Origin of the sequence: Actinomyces stomatis, from assembly GCF_031292835.1 — a bacterium.
GTDB classification, from domain to species: Bacteria; Actinomycetota; Actinomycetes; order Actinomycetales; family Actinomycetaceae; genus Actinomyces; species Actinomyces stomatis.
The window spans coordinates 1-20,514 of the sequence record NZ_JASPEP010000002.1 but is presented as its reverse complement, the minus strand read 5'-3'; the positions used below and the strand labels follow the sequence as shown (position 1 = coordinate 20,514).

The following is a 20,514-nucleotide window of genomic DNA, read 5'->3' as shown; positions in this document are numbered from 1 at the left end:
TGGGACCGCTCTCTCAGCCTCCGGAGACGTCGGACTCGGCCTGGCTGAGCACCTCGCGGTGGGCCTCGTCCAGAGCGGGGGAGTCCAACCAGCCGTCGGGCAGGCGGGGAGTCTTGGGGCTGCCGGCCCGTCCCCGGGGGCCCTCGACGATGTCACCGGGGTAGTCGACGACGTCGGGCAGGCGCGAGCGCATCCGCTCCAAGCCAGCGTCGAGCTCATCGAGGGTCCGGATCCCCATGAGGTCGGCACGCGCCGCGCCGCCCACCGGGTAGCCCTTGAGGTACCAGCCCACGTGCTTGCGCAGGTCACGCACCCCCCGGTCCTCGCCCATCTCCTCAGCCAGCATGCGCCCGTGGCGGCGGATCACCTCGATGACGGCGTCCAGGTCCGGGCGGGTGCGCGCCGACGAGCCGTGCATGGCCGCCACGATGTCGGCGAACAGCCAGGGGCGGCCCTGGCAGCCGCGGCCCACGACGACGCCGTCGCAGCCGGTGGTCTCCATCATGCGCACCGCGTCGTCGCCGAGCCAGATGTCCCCGTTGCCGAGCACCGGCAGAGCGGTGGACTCCTTGAGACGGGCGATCTCCTCCCAGCGGGCCTGACCGGAGTAGTGCTGGCGCGCGCTGCGGGCATGCAGGGCAACGGCCGCGATCCCAGCGTTCTCGGCGGCTCGGGCGGCGTCGAGGAACGTCTCATGCTCCTCGTCGATGCCCAGACGCATCTTCATGGTCACCGGCACCTGACGCGCCCGCCCGACAGCGCGGGCAGCGGCCTCACTGGCACGTACCGCCTCGGTGAGGATCGCCGCCAGCAGATCACGTTTCCACGGCAGCGCCGCCCCGCCTCCCTTGCGGGTCACCTTGGGGACCGGGCAGCCGAAGTTGAGGTCGATGTGGTCGGCCAGGTCCTCCTCCACCAGGATCCGCACCGCGACCCCCACCGTGGCCGGGTCGACCCCGTAGAGCTGGATGGAGCGCACTCTCTCGGTCGGGTCGGTGCGCACCATTGCCAGGGTGCGCTCGTTGCGCTCCACCAGGGCCCGGGTCGTGACCATCTCCGTGACGTACAGGCCCGCCGGTGCCAGCAGGCCGCCGGAGGGTGCGGCCACAGGTCCGGGGCAGGAGGGCCTCAGTGCCTCCGGCAGCGCCGCCTCGGCCATCTCACGGCACAGACGGCGGAAGGAGGCGTTGGTGACGCCGGCCATGGGGGCTAGCTCGACGGGGGTGGGTACCGCCAACGGCCCGATGCGCAGCGGTGCGGGCGTACGGCCCGAGGCGCAGGCGTCGGGGAGGCGGGGGGAGGTCTCACTCATCGTCACCCCGACATGCTGACACACGGCGGGTTCCGGGGCAGTGACCGGCCCCGTCGTACGTCCCGGAACGGAAACAGGTATAGACCACTTGTGAATGAAGTAACAGGGCTGGATCCGGGCCGGCGCATGACGAACTGCTGATGACGAGTGCTCATGCGCGTTACCTTGTGTGCTTGTGCAGATGAACGAAGAGACCGAGCCGTCGATATCACGTTCCGTCGTCGTGACCGGAGCCTCCCGCGGAATCGGGGAGGCGGTTGCGAAGGCGTTTATCGCACAGGGCGACCGGGTGGCGGGTGTCTCCCGCTCCGGTGAGGCCCCCGACGGCGCCCTGGCCCTGGCCGCCGATGTCACCGACCCCGACGCCCTGGCCCAGGCCCTCGCCGCCGCCACCGAGGCGCACGGCCCCATCGAGGTCCTCGTGGCCTCGGCCGGCATCAACCGGGAGTCCCTGGCCGCCCGCACCTCCTCCCAGATGTGGGACGAGGTCATCTCCGCGGACCTGACCGGCACCTTCAACACGGTGCGCGCCGTGACGCCGGCCATGATGCGGGCCCGCAGGGGACGCATCATCCTGGTCTCCTCGGCCATCGCCGCCCGTGGAGGCGTGGGCCTGTCGGCCTACGGCGCCGCCAAGGGCGGTGTGGAGGGGCTGACCCGCTCCCTGGCCCGCGAGCTCGCGCCGCGCGGCATCACCGTCAACGCCGTGGCCCCCGGCTTCGTCACCACGGCGATGACCGCCTCCCTGCCCGACCACATCCGCACCGCCTACCTCGAGCAGATCCCCCTGGGGCGCTTCGCCGACGTCGCCGACATCGCCGGCCCCGTCCTCTTCCTGGCCTCACCCGCGGCCGCCTACGTCACCGGTGCGATCCTCGGCGTCGACGGCGGCCTGGGCATGGGGCGCTAGGCGCAAGGCAGGGCACGAGACGCCGTCGGGGCCGTATCCGGGGACCGCCGCGGTGCCGTAGGGTAGAGCCGTGACAACGGATCCCATGCGCCGGCTCGTGCTCGTCCGACACTCCAAGGCCTCTCACGATGCCGTCACCGACCTGGAACGTCCTCTGACCCCCAAGGGCACCGCCCTCGCCGACCTGCTGGCCAAGGAGCTGCGCAAGCGCCTGGAGACCACCGACCTGCTCCTGGTCTCCCCGGCGGCCAGGGCCCGCGAGACCGCCCGCCCCATCCGCGACCGCCTCGAGCCGGCCGACACCCTCGTGCGCGAGGAGATCTACAACCTGGGCCCCAACGGCATCCTCAGAGTTCTGGCCGAGGAGGGCGCAGACGCCAGGACGGTCGTCGTCGTCGGCCACGAGCCCACGATCTCCGTGCTCGCCCACATCCTCCACGACTCCGACGACGACCTGGCCTCTCAGATCTCCTTCGGGGTGCCCACGGCCACCGCCGTCATCATCGACGTCCCCGGCACCTGGGCGGGCCTGGAGCCCAAGAGCGCCCGCATCCGAGAGATCTTCACCGCCCGCAAGCGCGACTGAGGCCGGACGCCCCCGAAACAGCCGCCGCTCAGCCTCCGATCAGCTGCAGGACGGCACACAGGTCACGCACGTGGATGGCAGCATCGGCCTGCTCAACGACCACCGGCTTGGCGCAGAACGCCACCCCCAGTCCCGCGGCCTCCAGCATCCCCAGGTCGTTGGCCCCGTCCCCGACCGCGATGGTGCGCTCCATGGGCACACCGTCCTGCTGGGCCCAGGCGAGCAGGCAGCGGACCTTCTCCTGACGGTCCACGATCCGCCCCAGCACCCGACCAGTGAGACGACCGCCCTCCACCTCCAGGCGGTTGGCCGCCACGTGGTCGATGCCCAGCCGCTCGGCCAGAGGCACCACGACCTCCTCGAAGCCGCCCGAGACGACCCCCACGCGGCAGCCGCGCGCGTGCAGCGTCTCAATGAGCTCGGCCGCCCCCTCAGTGGGACGCACCTCGGCGAGGACCTCTGCGAAGACCTCCTGGCAGACCCCGGCCAGCGTCGCCACCCGCTCACGCAGGGAGGCCGCGAAGTCCAGCTCCCCGCGCATCGCCCGGGCCGTGACCTCGGCGACCAGCTCACGAGTCCCGGCGCGCTGGGCGATGAGCTCGATGACCTCCTGCTCGATGAGAGTGGAGTCCACGTCCATGACCAGAAGGCCGGGGCCCTCGGTCACCAGGGGGCCATCGGTCAGCGCCCCGCTGAGACCCACGGAGTCGCCGGCACGGTGTCGAGAGGTGTCGCTCATGACGCCATGCTAGTGGGCGAGCACGGCCGCGCCGTCGCCCGGAAGCTCGGGCGACGGCGCACATGAACGGCGGTAGGCCTCCGGTCAGCGGGTGACAACCTGCCCCTTGGCCACCACCGTGATACCGGACTCGGTCACGGTGAAGCCCCGTTCGCGGTCGTGCTCGGGGTCGATCCCCACCATGGCGCCCTCCTCGACCTGGACGTACTTGTCCAGGATGGCGCGATTGACCACGGTGTTGCGGCCCACCTCGGCGCCGTCCATGAGGACCGACTCGCGCACCGACGACCAGGAGTTGACGCGCACACCGGGGGACAGGACCGAGGAGATCACCTCACCACCGGAGACGATGACACCCGGTGAGACGATCGAGTCGACCGCGTGCCCCAGGCGCTCGTGGTGGCCGTAGACGAACTTGGCCGGCGGCATCGCGGCCTGGTAACCGGCGAACAACGGCCAGCGGTCGTTGTACAGGTTGAACACGGGGGTCACCGAGATGAGGTCCTGGTGCGCCTCGAAGAAGGCGTCCACGGTCCCCACGTCGCGCCAGTAGTCGCGGTCGCGCTCGGAGGAGCCGGGCACGTCATTGTCCTTGAAGTCGTAGACGCCGGCCGCACCCTGGTTGACGAACCAGGGCACGATGCTGCCGCCCATGTCGTGCTTGGAGGCCTCATCGGCGGCGTCGACCGTCACGGCCTCCAGGAGCGCGTCGGCGTTCATGATGTAGTTGCCCATCGAGGCCAGGACCTCCTCGGGGGAGTCCGGCAGACCGGGGGTCTCCTTGGGCTTCTCCACGAAGGCCTTGATCCTCCCGCGGTCGGCCGGGTCGGTCTCGATGACGCCGAACTGGTCCGCCAGGGACCGGGGCTGACGGATGCCCGCCACGGTGCAGGGCAGCCCGGAGGCGATGTGGTGGTCCAGCATCTGGGAGAAGTCCATGCGGTAGATGTTGTCCGCACCGGTGATGACCACGTAGTCCGGCCGCTCGTCGTCGAGCAGGTTGAGGGACTGGTAGATCGCGTCGGCACTCCCCAGGAACCAGTGCTTGCCCACACGCTGCTGGGCCGGCACCGGCGCGATGTAGTTGCCCAGCATGTCGGACATGCGCCACGTCTTGGAGATGTGACGGTCCAGGGAGTGGGACTTGTACTGGGTGAGAACCACGACCTTGAGGAAGCCGGAGTTGATCATGTTGGACAGGGAGAAGTCGATGAGCCGGTAGATACCGCCGAAGGGCACGGCCGGCTTGGCGCGATCAACGGTCAGGGGCATGAGGCGCTTGCCCTCGCCACCGGCGAGGACGATTGCGAGAACACGAGGTTGAGCCATGTGGCCCACCTTACGTTGCTCGAGAGGCTTGCGGGGCCGAATGGGTCACAAGCCGGGTAGATTCTGTAGCGAATCGTTGCCTGGAGCCTCGCCCCGCTCCCTGTGCGCCAAGCGGATCGTCCTGACCGAGACCCCGGATCCCACGCGCGCGCCGTCCCCCTCCGACGCGGGACGGACCTCAGCCGGACCTTCTCGCAGGAGTCGGTGGAAACCACCGGTGTTGAACGGTCCCGCCTGGGCCCGTGTGCGTATACCGTCGGAGGTGGTGCCCGACACCCACCGCGGGCGCCCGTCCTGCGCCGAGGACGGCGCGGTCAGTCCATCCAGCAGACAGAGGAGAGGCACACCCATGAGGGTCGACCTGCTGACCAAGGAGTACCCACCCTTCATCTACGGCGGCGCCGGGGTCCACGTCAACGAGCTCGCCAAGGTCCTGCGCCCCCTGGCCGACGTGCGCGTCCACGCCTTCGGAGGCCCCCGCGAGCCCGGTACCGAGGGCGCCGACGACGGCGTCACCGGCTACCCCGAGATCGCCGAGCTCGACGGCGCCAACGCCGCCCTGCGCACCTTCGGCGTCGACCTGGAGATGGCCCAGGGCACCGAGGGAACCGACCTCGTCCACTCCCACACCTGGTACGCCAACCTCGCCGGACACCTGGCCGGCCTCCTCCACGGCGTCCCCCACGTCATCAGTGCCCACTCCCTGGAGCCCCTGCGCCCCTGGAAGGCCGAGCAGCTCGGGGGCGGCTACGCCCTGTCCTCCTGGGCGGAGAAGACCGCCTACGAGGCCGCCTCCGGCATCATCGCAGTCTCCAACGGCATGCGCGAGGACATCCTGCGCTCCTACCCGGCCGTCGACCCCGAGCGCGTCAAGGTCGTCCACAACGGCATCGACCTCGAGGCATGGAAGCACCCGCAGGGCGAGGGCGCCGACGCCGCGGCCGCCGCCACCCTCAAGCGGCTCGGCATCGACCCCGACCGCCCCGCCGTCGTCTTCGTCGGACGCATCACCCGTCAGAAGGGCCTGCCGCACCTGCTGCGCGCCTGCGAGCAGCTGCCCGCGGACGTCCAGGTCATCCTGTGCGCCGGCGCCCCCGACACCCCCGAGATCAAGGCCGAGGTCGAGGGCCTCGTGGCCAGGCTGCGCGAGAAGCGCACCGGCGTGGTCTGGATCGAGGAGATGCTGCCGCGCCCCGAGCTCATCGCCGTGCTGGCCGCCTCCGACGTCTTCGTGTGCCCCTCGGTCTACGAGCCCCTGGGCATCGTCAACCTCGAGGCCATGGCCGTGGGCCTGCCGGTCGTCGGATCGGCCACCGGTGGCATCCCCGATGTCATCGTCGACGGCGAGACCGGCCTCCTGGTGCCCATCGAGCAGGTCCAGGACGGCACCGGCACCCCCATCGACCCGGCCCGCTTCGAGGCCGACCTGGCCGAGCGCCTCACCACCCTGGTCACCGACACCGAGGCCGCCAGGACCATGGGGCAGGCCGCACGACGTCGCGTCGAGGAGCACTTCGCCTGGGAGGCCATCGCCCAGCGCACCATGGACGTCTACAACTGGGTCCTGTCCCAGGCCTGAACGGGACGACCCCCGCCCGACCACGCCACCGAGTGGCGTAGGCCCCTACCGGGCCCACCACTCGGTGGCCGCGGCGGCGCCGTGACGCGCCACCGCCAGCAGCGGACGCAGGACGCCGGCTCGCCGCTGCGCCTGAAGGGCGGTCGTGGCCGCGCCGTCATCGTCCAGGGCCAGCTCGCACATCCCCGCCAGCCGCAAGGAGCGCTCCAACAGCTCCCGATCACGGCGCGCCAGCCACGGCGGGATGAGGCGCGGATCCACCACGGCGGTGAGAAGGTCATTGAGGGCATCGGCCATCTCCGGGCGCTCGCGGGCCAGGTCGAGCTCGACGAGCGCCTCGATGGCCTCCTCGGTCGCGGAGTGCACCTGTCTGCGGGCGTGCGCCGCATCCAGCGGAGGCAGTGGGTCGGCCACCGGCTCGGCGTGCCAGGTCACCGAGGTGCCGGAGTCCTCAGGCACCAGCAGCACTCGACCGGGTGCCCCCTCCAGGACGACGCCCTCCTCGATGTCGGGGAGGATCCCCCAGGTGCCGGTGCCGCCGGCCGGTGAGGGCAGAACCGCGCTCACCCGGCTCAGTGGGCGGGCGGCGGTGAGCCACTGCGCCAGGCTGACGCGCTCTGGACCGTTGGTGTCGTCGGCGGGGCCGTCGACGACACCGCCGACGACGTCATGGGCGCCGTCGGGGCCTTCAATGAGCGACAGGCCGTGCGATGAGGGCGATGGCGCCCACAGAGCCAGCACGATGCTGACAGGCGGGTTGAGGGGATCCATGGGGGACAACCATAGTGAATGGCGGCGAGGCGGGCCCCGAAGGGGACCGGGCGCCATGCGGATCGCGGCTCTCGTCCCGCATCTGCCCTGTGTGAACTCGGCGTCACGATAGGATCACTTCATGACCAGTGTCCTGCACCTCGACGACGTCTCGCTGCACCGCGGCAGCCACCAGATCCTCAGCCACGTCAGCTGGACCGTGGAGGAGGGCCAGCACTGGGTGCTGCTGGGCTCCAACGGTGCGGGCAAGACCACGATCGCCAGGATCGCCTCGGCCAGGCTCTTCCCCTCCTCCGGCACGGTGGACATCCTCTCCGAGCGGCTCGGGCGCGTGGACGTCTCCGAGCTCCACCCCCGTATCGGCCTGTTGTCCTCAGCCCTGGCCGCTGATGTCCAGAACGGCGAGAAGGTGCTCGGTGTGGTCCTGTCGGCCTCCTACGGGCGCATCGGGCGCTGGCGCGAGGAGTACGACGACTTCGACCTTGAGCGCGCTCACGCCCTTCTGGGCGCCCTGGGGGCCGCTCACCTGGTCGACCGGCTGTGGGGAACGCTGTCATCGGGGGAGCGCAAGCGCGTCGAGCTGGCTCGCGCCCTCATGCCGGACCCGGAGATGCTCTTCCTCGACGAGCCGGCCTCGGGCCTGGACCTGGCAGGTCGTGAACAGCTCCTGGCGGCGCTCACTGAGATCATCTCCTCGCCCGACTCGCCCTCCATGGTCCTGGTGACCCACCACCTGGAGGAGATCCCGGAGGGCTTCACCCATGCACTCACGCTGCGTGAGGGGAAGGTCGTGGGCTCCGGTCCGCTGGAGCAGGTCCTCACCGTGGACACGATCAGCACGACCTTCGGCATGCCGCTGGAGGTCACCTACGACCGCGGTCGCTACGCCGCCAGGGGCCGACCCGGCGGCCACGGCAGGCGCGTCGCCGCGGCCAGGGGCTGACCGGCTCCGGGCGCATCAAGCCGCTTTGGACCGCCCCGTCCCCGCCCGGTACGGGACCACGTACTCACCAACCGCGTTCATCAGGAGGTTCTCATGGAATGGCTGATCTGGGTCGGAGGGGCGTTGCTCCTCATCGTCATTGAGACGGTGACAGCCGACCTCACCTTCCTCATGATTGCCGGCGGTGCGCTGGGAGGAGGACTGACATCCTTCCTCGGTGGACCCGTGTGGGCGCAGGTCGTGGTCTTCGCCTGCGTCTCCACCCTGCTTCTCTTCGCCGTGCGCCCTTGGGCCAAGCGGCGCCTGGCGGCCGCCACCCCGCAGATGAAGACCAACGTCGACGCCCTCATCGGCAGGCCGGCCACCACCATCACCGCGGTGGATGACGGCGGCGGCCGGGTCCGCCTGGGCGGTGAGGAGTGGAGCGCCCGTCTGGCTCCCGCTACCCAGGGGGGCGTCACCCGCCTGGAGGCAGGGGCGAGCGTGACCGTGACACAGATCGACGGGGCCGTGGCGGTGGTCTCCCCGGCGGCGACTTCCGCCACCGCCCCCTCATCCTGACGTGCAGTCTCGGTGTGGGGAGCTCATAGCGGCGCGGACCGGGCCGATGGTGCCCTACTGTGTTGGCATCGTCAGGATCCGGCATCGCGTCTGCTGACCCTCCCCTCCCGCCCTGATATTCCCGGCGTCGGCCCATCAACCGTTCTGACCACCCGTTCAACCCCGCAGGAGGAAACTCGTGCCCTTCGTCTCCATCATCTTGCTTCTCTTGGCCGTGCTGGTCATCGTCGCCATCTTCCGGTCGGTGCGGATCGTCAAGCAGAGCACCGCGATCATCGTTGAGCGCCTCGGGCGCTTCCAGGCGGCCTACGGCGCTGGAATGCACTTCCTGGTGCCCTTCATCGACCGGGTGCGCAACATCATGGACCTGCGTGAGCAGGTCGTCTCCTTCCCGCCTCAGCCGGTCATCACCTCCGACAACCTCGTCGTGAGCATCGACTCGGTGGTCTACTACCAGATCACCGACCCCATGCGTGCCACCTACGAGATCTCCAACTACCTGCAGGCCATTGAGCAGCTGACGGTCACCACGCTGCGTAACGTCGTCGGCTCCATGGACCTGGAGCAGACGCTGACCAGCCGTGACCAGATCAACGGCCAGCTACGCGGTGTCCTGGACCAGGCCACCGGTCGTTGGGGAATCCGCGTCAACAGCGTGGAGCTGAAGTCCATTGACCCGCCGGCCTCCATCCAGGGCTCCATGGAGCAGCAGATGCGCGCCGAGCGTGACCGCCGCGCCGCGATCCTGACCGCCGAGGGCGTCAAGCAGTCCCAGATCCTCACGGCCGAGGGTGACAAGCAGTCCGCCATCCTGCGCGCCGAGGGTCAGGCGCAGTCCGCGATCCTCAAGGCCCAGGGTGAGTCTCGCGCCATCCTCCAGGTCTTCGACGCCATCCACCGCGGCAACGCCGACTCCAAGCTGCTGGCCTACCAGTACCTCCAGACCCTGCCCAAGATCGCCAACGGCTCCTCCTCCAAGATGTGGATCGTGCCCACCGAGTTCACGGCGGCACTCGACGGCATCGCCGGCGCCCTCGGCGGCGGCAAGGACGGAGGCCCCGGCGGCGGCTCGGACCACTCCGACGACGACGTCTCCCGTCCCGGTGTTGACCTCTCGGGCAGCGAGCTCGACCTGGGCATCGCCTCGGACCTGGCCAGCACCAGCCTCCAGGCCCCCGAGGAGGCCCTCGCCCAGGCCCGCGGCGAGGTCGAGTCGGCCTCCCAGGAGGCCAGTGAGGAGCCCGCTCCCAAGGGAGGAGTCTCCCCGAAGGCTCCCGTGGATGAGGTTGACGGCGAAGCCACTGTGGCCGTCCCGACCTCCGAAGGCGTCGAGGGGGCTCACGCCGCACACGGCAGCCACGTGGCCGACCCCGAGGACGAGGGCCAGCAGCCGGGTTCCGTGCCCCCGCGCGGCGGTTACGGCATCCAGGCTCAGCCGGGGTACGGCACACCTCCTGGCGCGCCCCAGGGACCCCACGGGGCCTGAGACGTATCCGCTGACGCCGGTTGCCGGCATCGGCTGAGCCTCCCGGCACGCTACGGCGGGAAGACTAGGTGATCCAGGCGGATCGGCCTATTCTTCCCGCCGTACTGCTGTGCTGAGCGGGGAAGGACCCAGAAGGTGACGAGCGATGATTATTGAGCTGGACGACGGCGCCGACGAGCGCCTGGCGGACTACACCAGGCTGACAGACGTGGCGCTGCGCCGTCGGCTGGAGACACAGCGGGGCCTGTACATGGCCGAGTCCTCCAAGGTCATCACCCGTGCCGTGGCCGCTGGGCACTCCCCGCGATCCTTCCTCATGGCCCCGCGCCACCTGGCTGAGATGCGCCCGGTCATCGCCTCAGCGGCCGGATGCGGGGGAAACGACGACGGTGGGGAGGTTCCCGTCTTCGTCGCCCCCGAGGAGGTACTGGAGTCCATCACGGGTTTCCACCTGCACCGCGGGGCGCTGGCCGCCATGAACCGGCCCGAGCTGGCCAGTGTTCCCGAGCTCCTGGCGGCTGCTCGAGGGGGAGCAGGGGCCAGGAGGGTGGCGATCCTGGAGGACCTGGTGGATCACACGAACGTGGGGGCCGCCTTCCGCAGTGCGGCTGCCCTGGGGATCGACGCCGTTCTGGTCACTCCGCGTTGCGCGGATCCTCTCTACCGGCGCAGCGTGCGTGTTTCCATGGGCACCGTCTTCCAGGTCCCCTGGACCCGGATCGAGCGCTGGCCCGTCATGGACGAGCTCCATGCGCAGGGCTTCACCGTGGCCGCCCTGGCACTGTCGGACACCTCAGTGGCGCTGGATGAGTTCGCGACCTCAACGACTTGTACCGGTGCGGACTCCAGGGTCGCCGTCGTCCTGGGCACGGAGGGTGACGGCCTGTCCCACCGGACGATCACCGCGGCCGACGAGGTGGTGCGCATCCCCATGGCCGGGGGAGTGGACTCCCTCAACGTGGCGGCTGCGGCCGCGGTGGCCTTCTGGGCGCTGCGTCTGCCCTGACGCGGACCGCAGTCCGGTGCCGCCGGTGAGCACTGGATGAGCAACTGAAGTAACACGGTGGGGCCGGATCCGTCAGCATACGGATCCGGCCCCACCGTCGTATCAGCGGCCGATCAGGTCGGCGGCGTCATGTGAGGCTCAGGCCTCGGGTGCGGTGACCTTGATGAGGGCCTGGCCGGGCTCCACCGAGTCTCCGCCGACGATCTCGACGGAGGCGAAGGAGGCGGTGTTGGTGACGAGTACCGGCGTGGTCAGCGGGTAGCCGGCCTGCTCGATGACGGAGCGGTCCACGCGGACGAGCTCTTGGCCCTCGCTGACGCGGTCGCCCTGGGAGACCTTGACGTCGAAGCCCTTGCCCTCCAGGTTGACGGTGTCCAGACCCACGTGGATGAGGATCTCCACGCCGTTGTCCAGGGTGATGCCGAAGGCGTGCCCCGAGGAGGGGGCGACGACGACGGTTCCGTCCGCGGGAGCCGTGACGACGATGTCGCCTTCGGGCTCCAGACCGACGCCCTGGCCGACGGCGCCCGAGGAGAACACCGGGTCGGGAACCTTGTCCAGGTCCATGGTTGTGGCCTTGAGCGGTGAGGCGATCTCGGTGACCGCGCCGGGAACGAGGGCCGGCTTGGGCGTGGGGGCCTTGGCGGTCCGGTCGCCCTCCTCAGCGGTACCGGCAGCCGCGGCGGCGCCGTCGGTCTCGGGCTCCTCAGCGGCCTCAGCCGGGGCAGATGCAGAGACCTTGGCGGCCTCCGCGTCGGCCACAGCCGCACGGGCCTCGGCCCGCTCCTCCTTGGTGCGGTAGTCCGTGAAAATGATGAGAGTCATCGAGGTGGCGAAGGCCGCGGCGATGGCGATGCCGTACAGGGCCATGGGGGTGAAGACCGGGATGCTCAGCAGTGAGCTGAACACGAAGGTAGAGGCCTTGATACCGCCGCCGATACCGGTGATGAGACCGCCCACGAGACAGCCGGCCAGCAGACGCGGGTAGATGCGCTTGAAGCGCAGGTGGATACCGTAGAGGCTTGGCTCGGAGATGCCACCGAAGAGGCCGGCGGCCAGGGCACCGGAGGCCGTCTGACGCATGACCTTGTCCTTGTCACGAATGGCCAGGACCAGCACACCGGCGGTGGCGCCGAAGCAGGCGAAGTTCCACGAGCCCATGGGACCCTGGATGAAGTCGTAGCCCAGCGAGCTGATGTTGGCCAGCATGATGGCGTTGAGTGGCCAGTGCAGACCCAGCGGCACCAGGAACGGGTAGAGCAGTGGGATGACGATTGCGAAGACGATCGGAGCGCTCGTGTTGAGCCACGCCAGTCCGGATCCCAGGCCTGTACCGACCCAGATACCTACTGGACCGATGATGAAGGCCGTCACCGGCATCATGATGATGAAGGAGAAGAACGGAACAAACACCATCTGCACGTTAGAGGGAATGAGCTTGGCCAGACCCTTGTAGACCAGGGCCAGGATGGCCACCATCATGAGGGGAACGAAGACCTGGCCGCTGTAGTCGTTGAGCTGCATGGGAACGCCCGCGATATGCGCGACACACAGGTCCTTGTTCAACGTGGCGTTGTGGGTGCAGGTCGTTCCCATTGCCTTGTCGAGTTCAAGGAATGGAGGCGTCATAAGCGCCGCCATGACCGCAGCGCCGACCCAGGGGTCGATGTTGAGCTTCTTGGCGGCGTTGTAGGCCACCATGATGGGCAGGAAGTGGAACACCGACTTGAACATGGCCTCCGCGAAGACCTGTGCGGCGGGCTTGTCCGCGGCCGTGAGGTTCGGGTCACTGGCATTGATGACGCCGAGTGAATCCAGTACCGCAAGGCCGGCGATGATGAGCGAGGCGCCCAGCAGCACCGGCAGCAGGGGGCGGAAGGAGTCCGAGAGGTACTCGAAGAAGGCATCGACGTAGGCGTTCTTGCCGCGGGCCTTGGCCCGAGCGGCGGCCTTGACGTCGGCGTCGGACTCACCTGAGCTGGAACCGGAGGAGCTGCCCTGGCTCTTCATGGCCGGCAGGTTGTTGATCTCGTCGTACACGCTCTGTACGGCACCACCGATGACGATCTGGTAGCGGTCCCCGGACTGGGGGACTGCGCCCATGACACCGGGGATGGCCTCGACGGTGGCCTTGTCGATGCCGGAGGCGTCCTTGAGCTCGAAGCGCAGTCGGGTGGCGCAGTGGGTGAAATGGATGATGTTCTCGGCGCCGCCGACGGCGTCGAGGATTGCCTCAGGGGTTGAGGTCGTGGTTGCCATTCGGGCCCTTTCCTACTGGGCGAGGTCGACGACGACGGATGCACGCCGGTGCGCTCCGGGCCCTCGGTGGGCTCGCTCTCGGTGGTGGGGATCTGACACCTCGTGCGCCGCACGGGCGCGAAGAAGGTGGTTGAGGAAGAGGGTACTGTCTTATGGCTCAGAACAAAAAGGGAACAGTCCGTCCGGATGGTGCTGCTGGCCTTCTCAAGACGGCCAATGTCCACGAATCTGCGCGATCCCGGTATCCACTGGTAGGTGTTTGCGCAGATGAGGCTCTTTGCGTGCACAGCCGCCCAGACCAGTGGGTGCGCCGGCGGAGTGGTTTTTGCACGCTTGAGGCACGCCGCCCCTGCCTCACGTGAAGGAGCCCGACATGAGTGCGCAGACCTTTCTGGTTGCCCAGCCGGCACCGCCGGTCCTACCGAACAATCCGGTTCGCCCGCCCACCACGACTTCGCCTCCCGCCCCGTCCCAGACCGGCTCGCCGGATTCGCCGAGCCTCTACGGTCCACCGGGGTGGACGGTGCGCATCGGCCTGTGGCGCCTGCTTGAGCCCTGGCTCGACACCCCGCGCTGCCTGCCGGGGGAGACGCCACTGCGGCTGGATGCTCTGGGCGCCCCGCTGAGCGACTACGTGCCCTTCCGTGGGATGGACGCCGCCACAGCGGCCGACCTGCTCCTGCGGCTGCCGGCTGCGGCACTGAGTGACCGCCAGAACCTCGCCCCGAGCCTCAAGACGTTGCTGACCGCCTGCGCCGGAGCGGACGGGCAGGTGCGCCTGTCCGGTTACGGCATCGGTCCCCAGCGAGAGGACGAGCGTCTGAGCGTCGAGGCTCTATGGGTCGCCGACGCCGACCTGCAGGGCTACGAGGTCCTCGCCGAGCACAGCCGGGCCTGCCAGTGCTCCGCGCTGTGGGAGCGGGTCAAGGAGCGTTACGAGCTCGACGCCAGGTGCGTCCCTGACGACATCGTGCGCACCCGGCCAGAGTGGGCCGGCGGCGGGGTCGGCTGGTGGATGTGGTGGGACTGATAGGTCCGTTGCGGCGGGCAGGACCGGCGGGCCCGTACGATGGCGCGCGTGATCAATGTCCAGGACCTCACCATGCGTATCGGTGCCCGCCAGCTCGTCGCTCACGCCGGCTTCCGGGTCGACAAGGGGATGCGCATCGGCCTCGTGGGCCGCAACGGCGCCGGCAAGACCACCATGACCAAGCTGCTCGCCGCCGCCTCCGTGGCCCAGGGAGCCGGCCGCGCCGTCAACGACGCCGATGAGCGCCACGGGCTGGAGGCCGTCGAGCACGAGGGCACGATCACCTGCACCAGCTCGGTGGGCTACCTGCCTCAGGACACCAAGGTCGGGGACCTTGGCGAGATCGCCCGGGACCGGATCCTCTCGGCCCGTGGCATCGACGCGCTCCTGGCCCGCATCCGCAAGGCCGAGGAGCGCATCGCCGTCACCGAGGGTGAGGCTCAGGCCAAGGCCCTGGACCGCTACACGCGCCTGGACCACGAGTTCACCATGGCCGGCGGCTACGCCGCCGCCTCCGAGGCCGCCCGCATCAGCGCCGCCCTGGGCCTGCCCGACCGCGTCCTCGACCAGCCCATCGGCACGCTCTCAGGCGGCCAGCGCCGTCGGGTCGAGCTCTCCCGGGTCCTGTTCCAGCAGCCCGACACGCTTCTGCTCGACGAGCCCACCAACCACCTGGACCACGACTCGATCCTGTGGCTGCGCGACCACCTGCGCACCTACGCCGGTGGCTTCATCGTCATCAGCCACGACGTCGAGCTCCTGCGCGACACCGTCAACCAGGTCATGTACCTCGACGCCGGCCGCGGGGTCCTCGACGTCTACCACCTGGGCTGGGACGCCTACCTCAAGCAGCGCGCCGACGACGAGCACCGGCGCCGTCGAGAGCGCGCCAACGCCGAGAAGAAGGCCGCCGCCCTGCGCGCCCAGGGGGAGAAGATGCGGGCCAAGGCCACCAAGGCCGTGGCCGCCCAGCAGATGCTCAAGCGGGCCGAGCGCCTCATGGCCGACCTGGAGGACGAGGCCGCCGTGGAGAAGGTCGCCCACCTGCGCTTCCCCGACCCGGCCCCCTGCGGCAAGACCCCGCTGCGGGCCGCCGGACTGTCCAAGGCCTACGGCTCCCTGGAGGTCTTCGCCGGCGTGGACCTGGCCATCGACCGCGGCAGCCGGGTTGTGGTCCTGGGCCTCAACGGCGCCGGCAAGACCACGCTCCTGCGCCTGCTCGGCGGGGTGGAGGAGCCCGACTCCGGCGAGGTCATCCCCGGCCACGGTCTCAAGATCGGCTACTACGCCCAGGAGCACGAGACCATCGACACCGAGGCGACCGTCGTGGAGAACCTGCGCCGCGCCGCCCCCGGCATGGACGACACCCAGGTGCGCAGCGTCCTGGGCTCCTTCCTCTTCTCGGGCTCGGACGCCGACAAGCCCGCCCGGGTCCTCTCCGGCGGGGAGAAGACCCGTCTGGCCCTGGCCATGCTCGTGGTCTCCAGGGCCAACGTCCTCCTGCTCGATGAGCCCACGAACAACCTCGACCCGGCCAGCCGCGAGGAGATCCTCGGGGCGCTGGGCACCTTCGCCGGCGCCGTCGTCCTGGTCACCCACGATGAGGGCGCCGTTGAGGCCCTGAACCCCGACCGGGTCCTCCTGCTGCCCGACGGCGACGAGGACCTGTGGGGGCCGGAGTACCTCGAGCTGGTGGCCCTCGCCTGAGGGCGAGGCCGTCACATCCCACCCGGCCCGGGGGCGATGCCGTCGAACACAGTGAGTCCCCTCACCCCGGCTCCGGTGTGGGGACCGCGTAGGGTTGTCACCAGGAACAAGGCATCCGGATGGAGTGTTGGCTCCAACGGATCCTTACGGCTCTCGTCAGGAGAGCCGCCGCAGGACCTTCAGCGGCGCCACACGGAGCGCCGCAGACACACGTAGGCATACGAGACCAGGAGATGACCATGGCAGAGACCGCCCTGACCGACACCACTGACACCGAGACCCCTGAGCACGAGGTCATCCTCACCGAGACCGCCGCGGCGAAGGTCGCCAACCTCCTGGCCCAGGAGGGTCGCGACGACCTGCGCCTGCGCGTGGCCGTCCAGCCCGGAGGCTGCTCCGGCCTGGTCTACCAGCTCTATTTCGACGAGCGTCTCCTGGACGGCGACGCCGTGCGCGCCTTCCCCACGGGCAGTGACGAGATGGCTAGCGTCGAGGTGGTCGTCGACCGCATGAGCGTGCCCTACCTGTCCGGCGCCACCATCGACTTCGCCGACACCATCGAGAAGCAGGGCTTCACCATCGACAACCCCAACGCCGCCGGAAGCTGCGCCTGCGGCGAGTCCTTCCACTGATCCCTCCCGCGCAGGCCCTCCCTCACGCAAGGAGCTCATGTGCGCCGCACATCCCTGACCCTGACGGCCCTGGCTGCGGCCGCCTGCCTCGCGCTGGCCGGCTGCTCAGGGTCCTCCAAGAACACGTCTGCCACGCCGTCGGCACAGGTATCCCCGACCCTGACCCCCTCGATCATCAACTGCGCTCAGGAGGCCGGCACCATCGAGACCGACTCCGAGGCGCTTCCGGCAATCGCCGGCGATGCGGGGGCCGAGCCGACCGTCACCTGGAGTGAGGGGAAGCAGGCGCCTGCCAACCTCGTCTCCAAGACGCTCACCGCCGCGGAAGGTCCGGCGGTGACTTCGGGCGACATCATCACCGCCAACTACGTGGGCTGGAAATGGGGTTCAACGGAGGCCTTCGACTCCTCCTTCAAGAAGGGCTCCCCGATCTCCTTCGGCCTGACCGGGGTCATCCCCGGATGGACCTGCGGTCTATCCGGACACAAGGTCGGCGAGCGTGTCCTGCTGTCCATCCCGGGCAAGCTCGGGTACGGCGAGACCGCCGATCCGGCTCGTCCGAACTCGCCGACCGGCCCCCTCGTCTTCGTCGTCGACATCACCGGCCGCATCACGGGCGATGAGCTGACTCCGGCCACCAAGGACGCCACGATCGACTCCGCGGCGGTCAAGAAGCTCGCTGATCGCGGGGTGACGCTTTCCGGGGACCTGGGCGCCCCCGCGGCCGCTCTCGCGAGCCCTCAGGCTGAGGAGCCGCTGCAGCCGGAGGTCGTCGTCGTCGCTCGCGGCAAGGGCGAGGCGATCAAGGAGACCGACACGGTGGCCGTGCAGATGTCCCGCACCTCGTGGGACGGAACGACGCGGAGCTCGACCTGGGAGGATCACGCCCCCAGCGCCATGTCGGCCGCACAGATCCGTGCGGCCGGGGTACCAGTGGGCTCCAGGATCGTGCTGCTGGCCCCCGGTAACTCCAACGGAGGGCAGCGTCAGTCGGCCTACATCTTCGTGATGGACCTCGAGAAGGTCATCTGAGCGGAGAGCTGCTCAGGCAGCCACTCGATACAGCTGTGGCCCGCACCCCGGTCAGGGGCGCGGGCCACAAGTCTGTGCGGCGTGCTGCCAGGGCTCGGCGTCAGCGAACGATGAGGCCCTGGGTCTTGGCGACGGCGTCGGCCAGGCGCTCGGAGACGTCCTGCCAGTTGGCGATGTTCCAGACGGCCTTGACGTAGTCGGCCTTGACGTTGAGGTAGTCGAGGTAGAAGGCGTGCTCCCACATGTCCACCATGAACAGCGGGATGGTGCCCACGGGCACGTTGCCCTGCTGGTCGAAGAGCTGGAAGGTGACGAGCTTTCCGGAGAGGGAGTCGTAGGCGAGCACGGCCCAGCCCGAGCCCTGGATGCCCATGGCGGTGGCGGTGAACTGCGCCTGGAACTTCTCGAAGGAGCCGAAGGAGTCCTTGATGGCCTCTGCGAGCTCGCCCTCGGGCTGGCCTCCGCCATTGGGGGAGAGGTTCTTCCAGAAGATGGAGTGGTTGGTGTGGCCGCCCAGGTTGAAGGCGAGGTTCTTCTCCCACAGGTTGATGGCGGCCAGGTCGCCGGCCTCACGGGCGGCGGCCAGGGCCTCCAGGGCGGCGTTGGCGCCGGCGACGTAGGCGGCGTGGTGCTTGTCGTGGTGGAGCTCCATGATCTTGCCGGAGATGTGGGGCTCCAGGGCGGCGTAGTCGTAGGGGAGCTCGGGAAGGGTGTACACGGCCATCAAGGACTGCCTTTCGGTGGGTGAGGTGGCTTCAGTCCCGCCTCAGCAGGGCTCGTTAGGACTGAAGTCCTGAACATGGCTTATGCTAGACGTGGGGCCGGAAGAGGGATAGTGAGCCGCCTTGTGATTACACTGACCGCGGAAACACTGCCGTCCGTACCCGTCCACGAAGGATCCGATATGACCGACCAGGCTGCTTCCGCCCGCCTCGAGCTTCTCGTCTTCTCCGACGACGCCACCGTGCGTCGGGAGGTCATCGACGGTGTCGGACGCCGACCTGCCAAGGGCCTGCCGCTGGTGAGCTGGACCGAGGCGGCCACCGCCGAGGGCGTGCGCATGGCCATCAAGGACCGCGAGAAGAAGGACCAGCCGCCCTTCGACGCACTGGTCCTGGACGCCGAGGCCAAGAAGCTCGGCGGCATGGGGCTGGCCCACGAGCTGTTCACCGAGCTCGAGGAGCGCCCCGCCGTCGTCCTGCTGACCGCCCGCCCCCAGGACGACTGGCTGGCCGCCTGGGCCAAGGCGGAGGTCGTCGTGCCCCGCCCCCTGGACCCGCTGAGCCTCCAGGAGGGTGTCGCCAAGGCCCTCACCGCCCGCCGCGGCACCGTCACCCCCGCCGGCTGAGCTCGGCTCCACCCTTCCGGCCAGGCGCCGGAGAGGACCTGAGCCGTCTGGCCGTGGGCCGCTCGCCTTCGTTTCGCATGCATTGAAGCGGCCTTCTACACCGCGCGGCAGGAGATGCTGCCGTGGTCGCGTGCACCGGTGACCCTGCGGTGCTCCACGTCCAGGACGTTGAATCCGCTGCGCTCCAGAAGCGAGGCCAGCTCCTGCGGGGGCCAGTAGTAGGCCGGGGCGACCGCGTGGGGGAACTCCTCGACCCGGTCCCCGGCGAAGAACCCGATGAGCAGGCTCCCCTGCGGCTTGAGGCTGCCTCCCAGGGACGTCAGCGTTCCGGGCAGATCCTGAGGCGGGATGTGAATGAGGGAGTACCAGGCCAGGACAGCGCCGTAGACGCTCGCGGGCAGAGTGTCGGAGGAACCCTGCCGATAGGTGACATGCGGGTGCTGATCGCGGGCGATCTCGATGAAGCTCTCGACCGGGTCCACCCCCTCGACCTCCAGGCCCAGGTCATGAAGGTAGGCGGTCCAGTGCCCCGGCCCGCACCCCAGATCAACGATCCGCCCCTGTACCCCTCGCGCCCATCGGGCGATGAGCCGCCTGTCCTCTTCCGCCGTCACCGCCATGTGGCCAAGCGCCTGTGCGTACTCCTCGGCACGAGCGGTGTACGCCGACCACACATCACTGGAGCTCATCGCGCCGAGCCTACAAGGAGCCGAGCCCTCAATCCTCCGAGGCCAGGACCTTGCGATGGCGGGCAGCCGCCCCGATCGGCCACGTGAGCACGGTGGGGTCGCCGTCGACCTCCACGATGCGGGCGCCCTCCTCCAGGACCCAGTCGGCCAGCAGATTCGTCTCCTCAATGCTTGCGACCTCACCGACGCGGCCCGGCCTCTCAACGACCCGGGCGCTGGCGCGCAGCAGCTCGACGGCGGGACGCGGGTCGGCCCCCGGAGCGGTCGTCATGGAGCCGGCCAGCACGCCCCAGCGCACCACCACCAGCTCCCAGCCTCCGACCTCGCGCCTCCTGGCCGCCATGAGATGCGGGCAGGTCAGCAGGGGCCGTACCCGCTCGGCTCGGGCCACCGCGCGCAGCAGGCAGCGCAGGCGCCCCGTCCAGGTTCCGGCCTCCTCGTAACGCTCGGCCCGGGACAGTGCCGCGATGCGCTCCAGCAGGGGAGTGGCCACCAGGTCGACCTCCCCCGACAGGCAGGCCAGCACCTCGGCCGGCTCCGCCGGGACGTCGTCGCGGCGCACCCGGCGCAGCTCGTGGCCGTCCCAGCGGCGCAG

The 20,514-nt window shown here is 69.6% G+C and carries 19 protein-coding genes and 1 pseudogene; 12 read left to right on the top strand and 8 right to left on the bottom strand.

Going from position 1 to position 20,514, the window contains the following annotated elements; all coding sequences use genetic code 11:
- Window positions 1–13 precede the first annotated feature (13 nt).
- The gene (dusB, locus tag RIV12_RS01370) at window positions 14–1,312 is read right to left on the bottom strand and encodes a tRNA dihydrouridine synthase DusB (protein WP_309321683.1); all 1,299 of its coding nucleotides are present in this window, start codon (window positions 1,310–1,312) and stop codon (window positions 14–16) included.
- 181 nt (window positions 1,313–1,493) lie between these two features.
- Between dusB and RIV12_RS01365 the strand changes: the two genes are divergently transcribed.
- Both RIV12_RS01365 and RIV12_RS01360 read left to right on the top strand, forming a co-directional pair.
- The gene (locus RIV12_RS01365) at window positions 1,494–2,222 is read left to right on the top strand and encodes an SDR family oxidoreductase (protein ID WP_178388802.1); all 729 of its coding nucleotides are present in this window, start codon (window positions 1,494–1,496) and stop codon (window positions 2,220–2,222) included.
- An 85-nt stretch (window positions 2,223–2,307) separates the two neighbouring features.
- Entirely contained in the window at window positions 2,308–2,808 is a 501-nt protein-coding gene (locus RIV12_RS01360; protein ID WP_309321964.1) for a SixA phosphatase family protein, read from the top strand.
- Window positions 2,809–2,836: 28 nt separating this feature from the next.
- On the opposite strand, the gene serB is transcribed toward RIV12_RS01360, so the two are convergent.
- On the bottom strand, window positions 2,837–3,547 hold the full coding sequence (gene serB, locus RIV12_RS01355; RefSeq protein ID WP_309321680.1) for a phosphoserine phosphatase SerB: 711 nt from the start codon (window positions 3,545–3,547) through the stop codon (window positions 2,837–2,839).
- A gap of 84 nt (window positions 3,548–3,631) precedes the next feature.
- Window positions 3,632–4,876 (bottom strand): glucose-1-phosphate adenylyltransferase, encoded by a 1,245-nt coding sequence (locus RIV12_RS01350; protein ID WP_075417164.1) that lies wholly within the window; start codon window positions 4,874–4,876, stop codon window positions 3,632–3,634.
- 349 nt (window positions 4,877–5,225) lie between these two features.
- Between RIV12_RS01350 and glgA the strand changes: the two genes are divergently transcribed.
- On the top strand, window positions 5,226–6,455 hold the full coding sequence (gene glgA / locus RIV12_RS01345) for a glycogen synthase (protein WP_309321678.1): 1,230 nt from the start codon (window positions 5,226–5,228) through the stop codon (window positions 6,453–6,455).
- Window positions 6,456–6,500: 45 nt separating this feature from the next.
- Here glgA and RIV12_RS01340 read toward each other — a convergent pair whose 3' ends face one another.
- Window positions 6,501–7,226 carry a hypothetical protein gene (locus RIV12_RS01340; RefSeq protein ID WP_309321677.1) on the bottom strand — a complete coding sequence of 242 codons (726 nt, stop codon included), beginning with the start codon at window positions 7,224–7,226 and terminating at the stop codon, window positions 6,501–6,503.
- Between the two features lie 121 nt (window positions 7,227–7,347).
- Here RIV12_RS01340 and RIV12_RS01335 point away from each other — a divergent pair, with 121 nt between their 5' ends.
- From RIV12_RS01335 to RIV12_RS01320, 4 genes are all read left to right on the top strand, one after another.
- Complete coding sequence (locus RIV12_RS01335; RefSeq protein ID WP_309321675.1) at window positions 7,348–8,169, top strand: ABC transporter ATP-binding protein; 822 nt, start codon at window positions 7,348–7,350, stop codon at window positions 8,167–8,169.
- Window positions 8,170–8,262: 93 nt separating this feature from the next.
- On the top strand, window positions 8,263–8,730 hold the full coding sequence (locus RIV12_RS01330; protein ID WP_309321673.1) for an NfeD family protein: 468 nt from the start codon (window positions 8,263–8,265) through the stop codon (window positions 8,728–8,730).
- 178 nt (window positions 8,731–8,908) lie between these two features.
- Window positions 8,909–10,216 carry an SPFH domain-containing protein gene (locus RIV12_RS01325; RefSeq protein WP_309321671.1) on the top strand — a complete coding sequence of 436 codons (1,308 nt, stop codon included), beginning with the start codon at window positions 8,909–8,911 and terminating at the stop codon, window positions 10,214–10,216.
- Window positions 10,217–10,361: 145 nt separating this feature from the next.
- Window positions 10,362–11,222, top strand: coding sequence for a TrmH family RNA methyltransferase (locus tag RIV12_RS01320; RefSeq protein ID WP_309321669.1), 861 nt, complete (start codon window positions 10,362–10,364; stop codon window positions 11,220–11,222).
- A 138-nt stretch (window positions 11,223–11,360) separates the two neighbouring features.
- Here the strand turns inward: RIV12_RS01320 and RIV12_RS01315 are convergent, their stop codons facing one another.
- Window positions 11,361–13,481, bottom strand: a complete 2,121-nt coding sequence (locus RIV12_RS01315; protein ID WP_309321668.1) for a glucose PTS transporter subunit IIA — start codon at window positions 13,479–13,481, stop codon at window positions 11,361–11,363.
- Between the two features lie 373 nt (window positions 13,482–13,854).
- Here RIV12_RS01315 and RIV12_RS01310 point away from each other — a divergent pair, with 373 nt between their 5' ends.
- The 4 genes from RIV12_RS01310 (at window position 13,855) to RIV12_RS01295 (ending at window position 17,882) form a co-directional block, all read left to right on the top strand.
- On the top strand, window positions 13,855–14,511 hold the full coding sequence (locus tag RIV12_RS01310) for a hypothetical protein (RefSeq protein WP_309321666.1): 657 nt from the start codon (window positions 13,855–13,857) through the stop codon (window positions 14,509–14,511).
- 48 nt (window positions 14,512–14,559) lie between these two features.
- The gene (locus RIV12_RS01305) at window positions 14,560–16,218 is read left to right on the top strand and encodes an ABC-F family ATP-binding cassette domain-containing protein (protein ID WP_309321664.1); all 1,659 of its coding nucleotides are present in this window, start codon (window positions 14,560–14,562) and stop codon (window positions 16,216–16,218) included.
- Between the two features lie 239 nt (window positions 16,219–16,457).
- Entirely contained in the window at window positions 16,458–16,850 is a 393-nt protein-coding gene (locus RIV12_RS01300) for a HesB/IscA family protein (RefSeq protein WP_075417154.1), read from the top strand.
- 39 nt (window positions 16,851–16,889) lie between these two features.
- Window positions 16,890–17,882 (top strand): FKBP-type peptidyl-prolyl cis-trans isomerase, encoded by a 993-nt coding sequence (locus RIV12_RS01295; protein ID WP_309321662.1) that lies wholly within the window; start codon window positions 16,890–16,892, stop codon window positions 17,880–17,882.
- Window positions 17,883–17,982: 100 nt separating this feature from the next.
- On the opposite strand, the gene RIV12_RS01290 is transcribed toward RIV12_RS01295, so the two are convergent.
- Window positions 17,983–18,606: a superoxide dismutase gene (locus RIV12_RS01290; protein WP_075417152.1), complete on the bottom strand. Its 624-nt coding sequence runs from the start codon at window positions 18,604–18,606 to the stop codon at window positions 17,983–17,985.
- Between the two features lie 180 nt (window positions 18,607–18,786).
- On the opposite strand from RIV12_RS01290, the gene RIV12_RS01285 reads away from it, so the two are divergent.
- Window positions 18,787–19,230 (top strand): hypothetical protein, encoded by a 444-nt coding sequence (locus tag RIV12_RS01285; protein ID WP_075417151.1) that lies wholly within the window; start codon window positions 18,787–18,789, stop codon window positions 19,228–19,230.
- A 95-nt stretch (window positions 19,231–19,325) separates the two neighbouring features.
- On the opposite strand, the gene RIV12_RS01280 is transcribed toward RIV12_RS01285, so the two are convergent.
- Both RIV12_RS01280 and RIV12_RS01275 read right to left on the bottom strand, forming a co-directional pair.
- Window positions 19,326–19,919, bottom strand: a complete 594-nt coding sequence (locus RIV12_RS01280) for a class I SAM-dependent methyltransferase (protein ID WP_309321659.1) — start codon at window positions 19,917–19,919, stop codon at window positions 19,326–19,328.
- 28 nt (window positions 19,920–19,947) lie between these two features.
- Window positions 19,948–20,514, bottom strand: a pseudogene (locus RIV12_RS01275) (DEDD exonuclease domain-containing protein); the annotation flags it as partial.

Excerpts from the sequence above, each read along its gene's own strand:
- dusB (WP_309321683.1), bottom strand. The coding sequence starts at position 1,312 with ATGAGTGAGACCTCCCCCCGCCTCCCCGACGCCTGCGCCTCGGGCCGT.
- RIV12_RS01365 (WP_178388802.1), top strand. The coding sequence starts at position 1,494 with ATGAACGAAGAGACCGAGCCGTCGATATCACGTTCCGTCGTCGTGACC.
- RIV12_RS01360 (WP_309321964.1), top strand. The coding sequence starts at position 2,308 with ATGCGCCGGCTCGTGCTCGTCCGACACTCCAAGGCCTCTCACGATGCC.
- serB (WP_309321680.1), bottom strand. The coding sequence starts at position 3,547 with ATGAGCGACACCTCTCGACACCGTGCCGGCGACTCCGTGGGTCTCAGC.
- RIV12_RS01350 (WP_075417164.1), bottom strand. The coding sequence starts at position 4,876 with ATGGCTCAACCTCGTGTTCTCGCAATCGTCCTCGCCGGTGGCGAGGGC.
- glgA (WP_309321678.1), top strand. The coding sequence starts at position 5,226 with ATGAGGGTCGACCTGCTGACCAAGGAGTACCCACCCTTCATCTACGGC.
- RIV12_RS01340 (WP_309321677.1), bottom strand. The coding sequence starts at position 7,226 with ATGGATCCCCTCAACCCGCCTGTCAGCATCGTGCTGGCTCTGTGGGCG.
- RIV12_RS01335 (WP_309321675.1), top strand. The coding sequence starts at position 7,348 with ATGACCAGTGTCCTGCACCTCGACGACGTCTCGCTGCACCGCGGCAGC.
- RIV12_RS01330 (WP_309321673.1), top strand. The coding sequence starts at position 8,263 with ATGGAATGGCTGATCTGGGTCGGAGGGGCGTTGCTCCTCATCGTCATT.
- RIV12_RS01320 (WP_309321669.1), top strand. The coding sequence starts at position 10,362 with ATGATTATTGAGCTGGACGACGGCGCCGACGAGCGCCTGGCGGACTAC.
- RIV12_RS01315 (WP_309321668.1), bottom strand. The coding sequence starts at position 13,481 with ATGGCAACCACGACCTCAACCCCTGAGGCAATCCTCGACGCCGTCGGC.
- RIV12_RS01310 (WP_309321666.1), top strand. The coding sequence starts at position 13,855 with ATGAGTGCGCAGACCTTTCTGGTTGCCCAGCCGGCACCGCCGGTCCTA.
- RIV12_RS01300 (WP_075417154.1), top strand. The coding sequence starts at position 16,458 with ATGGCAGAGACCGCCCTGACCGACACCACTGACACCGAGACCCCTGAG.
- RIV12_RS01290 (WP_075417152.1), bottom strand. The coding sequence starts at position 18,606 with ATGGCCGTGTACACCCTTCCCGAGCTCCCCTACGACTACGCCGCCCTG.
- RIV12_RS01285 (WP_075417151.1), top strand. The coding sequence starts at position 18,787 with ATGACCGACCAGGCTGCTTCCGCCCGCCTCGAGCTTCTCGTCTTCTCC.
- RIV12_RS01280 (WP_309321659.1), bottom strand. The coding sequence starts at position 19,919 with ATGAGCTCCAGTGATGTGTGGTCGGCGTACACCGCTCGTGCCGAGGAG.